Source organism: Falsiroseomonas oryzae (assembly GCF_027856955.1).
In the GTDB taxonomy this organism is placed as follows: Bacteria; Pseudomonadota; Alphaproteobacteria; order Acetobacterales; family Acetobacteraceae; genus Falsiroseomonas; species Falsiroseomonas oryzae.
In genome coordinates this window covers 1-3,821 of the sequence record NZ_JAPSMD010000480.1, presented here as the reverse complement: position 1 = coordinate 3,821, position 3,821 = coordinate 1, and the positions used below count along the sequence as shown (strand labels likewise).

Sequence of the window (3,821 nt, the reverse complement as noted above, 5' to 3'; positions counted from 1 at the left end):
CTCGACCAGGGCGCTGCGTCCGAAGGGCAGCGCCAGCCGGGCGCGGCGCGCCACGGCGGCGGCGCGGCGCCCGCCATGCCGCCAGGCCTCGTCCAGCGCCGCCACCAGCTCCGCGACCAGCTGGCGCGGCAGGGCGGCGAAGCCGATGAGCGGCATCTCGGCGACGAAGGTGCAGCGCGCGGCGGGATCCGCCGACCAGCGGCGGGCATAGGCCAGTTCAACCCGGTCGATCCCGGTCGGGGCAGGACGGCTCGCCACCGCCAACAGCCGGGAGATGTCTAGGATGACCTGCAACGACTCCCCCAGAGCCCCTTCAGGGACCGGCAACAATCCCCCGCCGCCGCACAGGGCGATTTTCGCCCGGCGGCAGCACCATCACGCCGATTTTTGACGCTTTACGCGAATATGATCGCCGCGGCGATCCCGATCAATGAGAAGCCTGTGTGCGCAACCCTAAGCGCCTGAAATGAAAATACACCGGCGCGTGAGGTCGCGTCCATAGGCACAACCGGCCCTGCGCTGTCATGGCCGGCCGGGCCGCCGGCTCGGGCGCAAGGCTCACCCCCTCCTGGGATCCCTGGCCTGCGGAAACGCCCGGCGGCGTCAGTCCTGGTCCGGCCGGATCTCGTTGGCCGATCCGCCATGCAGCAGCACGTCGCGCATGGTCTCTGCGCTCTTCAGCCGGATGTCGGCCCAGGCTTCCGGGGTGTGGAACGCGCTGTGCGGCGTGACGATCAGCCGGCCCTTCAGCCAGGGCTCCCGCCTGCGATAGGCGGCGAGCAGGGCGGGCACGGGTTCCACCGGCGGCTCCACCGGCAGCACGTCCAGCCCCGCTCCGGCCAGGTGGCCGGAGCGCAACGCCGCCTCCAGCGCATCGACGTCCAGGCTGGTGCCGCGGGCGGTGTTCACGACCACGGCGTCCCGCGGCAGCAGGGCCAGCTGCGCCGCGCCGATCATGCCGCGCGTCGTGCGGGTGTCCGGGACATGGATCGAGAGCACGTCGGCGCCGCGCAGCAGTTCCTCCAGCGTGCGGGCGCGGCCGATGCCGAGGGCGCGGTCCACGCCGTTCGGCAGGTAGGGGTCGAAGAAGCGGACCTGGAACCCCAGCGCCTTGGCGCGCAGCGCGACGGCCGTGCCGATGCGGCCCAGCCCGACGATGCCGAAGCCCTGCACCCCCAGCCGCCGGACCAGCGGGCTGTCCAGGTAGCGCCAGGCCGCCGGCGGGTCGTCGCGCTGCAGGTCGTGGTGCAGCGCGATCCCGCGCCGCAGCGCCAGCGTCAGCGCGATGGCATGGTCGGCCACCTCCATCGTGCCGTAGTCCGGCACGTTGCAGACCCTGATGCCGCGATCGGCGCAGGCCGCGCGGTCCAGCCGGTCGTAGCCGACGCCCATGCGCACCACCGCCTTCAGCCGCGGGAAGCGCGCGACGTGGTGCGGCTTCAGCCAGTGGCGGAAGATCAGCAGCCCGTCCACCCTGGCGCAGACCTCGTCGGGCAGCGCGTCCAGCGTGCCGGTATGCGGCGCGCCGCCGTGCAGCACCTCGACCTCGGGGCCCAGGATCTCCTGCTCGAGGGTCGTGTCCGGATACATCGCCTCCGGCTCGAGCACCGTCAGTCGCGCCACCTGGAATCGTCCTTCCGCTGGGTTGCGGAGCGGTATGCGGCGTGCGGCCGCGGTCGGGCAACCCGACCCGGCCGCGCCCCGGCCATGCGGTCGCGGGCTCGCTTGCGCGTGGCGGGAGGCGCCGTGATGATCCGCCCCGGAGAGTTGCGCCGGCAACTGGCGCGGGGAGAGACACGGCGTGACGCGACAGGACGCCGGCATGCATCTGATGCTGATCGGCCTCGCGACCGCGCTCTTCGTGCTGCAGCCGCTGGCCGATATCGGGGTTCTGCCGGTCTGGACGCCGCCGCTGGTGACCATGGCCACGCTGCTGGCCGGCGTGATGTCGCTGGGGCGGCAGCGATGGCTCGCCAGCCTCGTCGCGGCCTCTGTCCTCGTGCTCGCGGTCGGGCTCGGCCTTCGCAGCAGCAGCGCGGAGGGCATCGCTGGCGTGGCCGGCCTCGGCCTCCTCTGCCTTGGCCTTCTGCGCCAGGTGACGGCGGAGGGCGAGGTCACCCGCGCCCGGATCGAGGGGGCGATCGCGCTCTACCTGATGATCGCGCTGGTCTTCGCCACCGCGTACGAGATGCTGGAGGCTGCCAGCCCCGGCGCCTTCACCGGCGCCACCGGGCTGCCGCAGAGCTTCCGCTACTTCAGCCTGGTGGTGCAGACCAGCACCGGCTTCGGCGACATCGTGCCGGCCTCCCCCCTGGCCCGCACGCTGGCGACGCTGCAGGCCGTGACGGGGCAGATCTTCATTGCCGTGCTGCTGGCGCGGCTTGTCTCGCTGGAACTCGCCGCGCGCCCGCCGCGTGGCGGGCGATGAGGCCCCGCCAGTCGGGTCGCGGCGTGCCCTCCGCATTGCCGCGCAGCAGGGCGCGTGCTGCGTGCCGCGGATTGGCGGCGTCGCGCAGGCGTCCCGCCCGCGCCACTTCCCGTGCGGTATGCCAGAGCTCGGCCGGTCCGCGCAGCGAGGCGTTGTAGAGCGCCTCGGCCGCCTTGGCGTGCACCATGTGGCGGGCCAGCGGCGACAGGTGCGGCGGCAGGAAGAGGTGCAGCCCCTCCGACACGCTCAGCAGGCGCAGGCCGCAGCGCGCGGCGCAGGCGCGCAGGCTGGCCGCGGTGTGCAGCGAGACATGGCCGTTGCGTGGCGCCACGTACCACCACTCCGGCCCGGCCTCCGGCGGCACCAGCAGGGTGGTGAAGACCAGCACGCCGTCCGGCTGCAGGCAGGCCGCGGCATCGCGGAAGGTGCCGACGGGGTCGCGACTATGCTCCACCACCTCGAAGGCGGTGACCAGGCCGAACCGGCCCGTCGGCCGCGGCGCTGCGTGGAAATGCGGGTCCCAGTTCGCGAAGCGGTGGCCCCGCTCCTGCATGGCCGCGGCGAAGGCGCCCTGGCCGCCGCCATAGTCGAGCGCCTCCCCCACCCGGCCGACATCCGGCAGCCAATCCGCGACGACACGGGCGAAATAGGCCGGGCGGCTGTCGGCGAAGGCGGGGTCCGCCCGGATGTAGTCGGCGTTGTAGATCTCCGCGGCGAGTTCGGCGTCCGACAGGTGGTCGAAGTCGCCGGTGCCGACGAAGCCGCAGGCGACGCAACGCCGGTAGGTGATCAGGCGCCCCGTCGCGGCGAACACTGGGGCCCCGCCGCGGTCCTCGCAGCAGCGTGCCGCATCCACCTGCCCGAAGGGCCGGGTGGGCGCCCCGCAGCACTTGCACGCGTCCATGCTCCCGACCGCTCCCGCTTCGTTGCGTGATGCGGCGGGATGGCTAACTCATGACGTCGTGTTCATCAAGAAAAACAACACGCCAAGACTGCCGCACCGGACGGGCCCGTCATGGCAGGCCCGCCGGCGACCCCGTGGCGCGGTGTCCGGGCCCCGCTACTTCCGCCACCAGCCCCGCTTGCGCGGCAGGTCCGCGGCCTCGGCGCCGAGAACGATCGGCGCCACCGGCTGTCCGATGACCGGTTCGACCTTTTCCGGCTTGGCGGGCTCGGCCGGTGACGCGTCCGCCACCGGGACCGGCACGGCCACCGGCGCCGGCACCGGCTCTGCCGCCGCCGGTTCAGGTGCGACGGGCGCCGCCGCGGCTGGAGGCTCGACCACGACAGCCTCCACCGGCGGGGTGTCGTGCCGCGTGGCTTCCGCCGGCGCGGCTTCGCCTGCGGACGCCTCGGCAGCGGTGGCGGGTTCGACGGCGTCCGCCGTCGGAAC

4 protein-coding genes and 1 pseudogene are annotated in these 3,821 nt (G+C 73.5%); 1 reads left to right on the top strand and 4 read right to left on the bottom strand.

Annotation, left to right across the window (positions count from 1 at the left end; translation table 11 throughout):
* A pseudogene (locus tag OZN99_RS27395) lies at positions 1-294 on the bottom strand (glycosyltransferase family 4 protein); the annotation flags it as partial.
* A gap of 309 nt (positions 295-603) precedes the next feature.
* Positions 604-1,623: a C-terminal binding protein gene (locus tag OZN99_RS27390; protein WP_270938395.1), complete on the bottom strand. Its 1,020-nt coding sequence runs from the start codon at positions 1,621-1,623 to the stop codon at positions 604-606.
* A gap of 178 nt (positions 1,624-1,801) precedes the next feature.
* Here OZN99_RS27390 and OZN99_RS27385 point away from each other — a divergent pair, with 178 nt between their 5' ends.
* Positions 1,802-2,428: a potassium channel family protein gene (locus tag OZN99_RS27385; protein ID WP_270938394.1), complete on the top strand. Its 627-nt coding sequence runs from the start codon at positions 1,802-1,804 to the stop codon at positions 2,426-2,428.
* Here the strand turns inward: OZN99_RS27385 and OZN99_RS27380 are convergent.
* Together OZN99_RS27380 and OZN99_RS27375 are read right to left on the bottom strand one after the other, a co-directional pair.
* Positions 2,358-3,332 (bottom strand): class I SAM-dependent methyltransferase, encoded by a 975-nt coding sequence (locus tag OZN99_RS27380; RefSeq protein ID WP_270938393.1) that lies wholly within the window; start codon positions 3,330-3,332, stop codon positions 2,358-2,360. The two genes, OZN99_RS27385 and OZN99_RS27380, sit on opposite strands and share 71 nt — an antisense overlap.
* A gap of 156 nt (positions 3,333-3,488) precedes the next feature.
* Positions 3,489-3,821: hypothetical protein (locus OZN99_RS27375; protein WP_408611954.1), on the bottom strand; the 333-nt coding region annotated here is incomplete at its 5' end.

Bases quoted from the DNA above. Each gene is read 5' to 3' on its own strand.
- OZN99_RS27380 (WP_270938393.1), bottom strand. From the start codon at position 3,332: ATGGACGCGTGCAAGTGCTGCGGGGCGCCCACCCGGCCCTTCGGGCAG.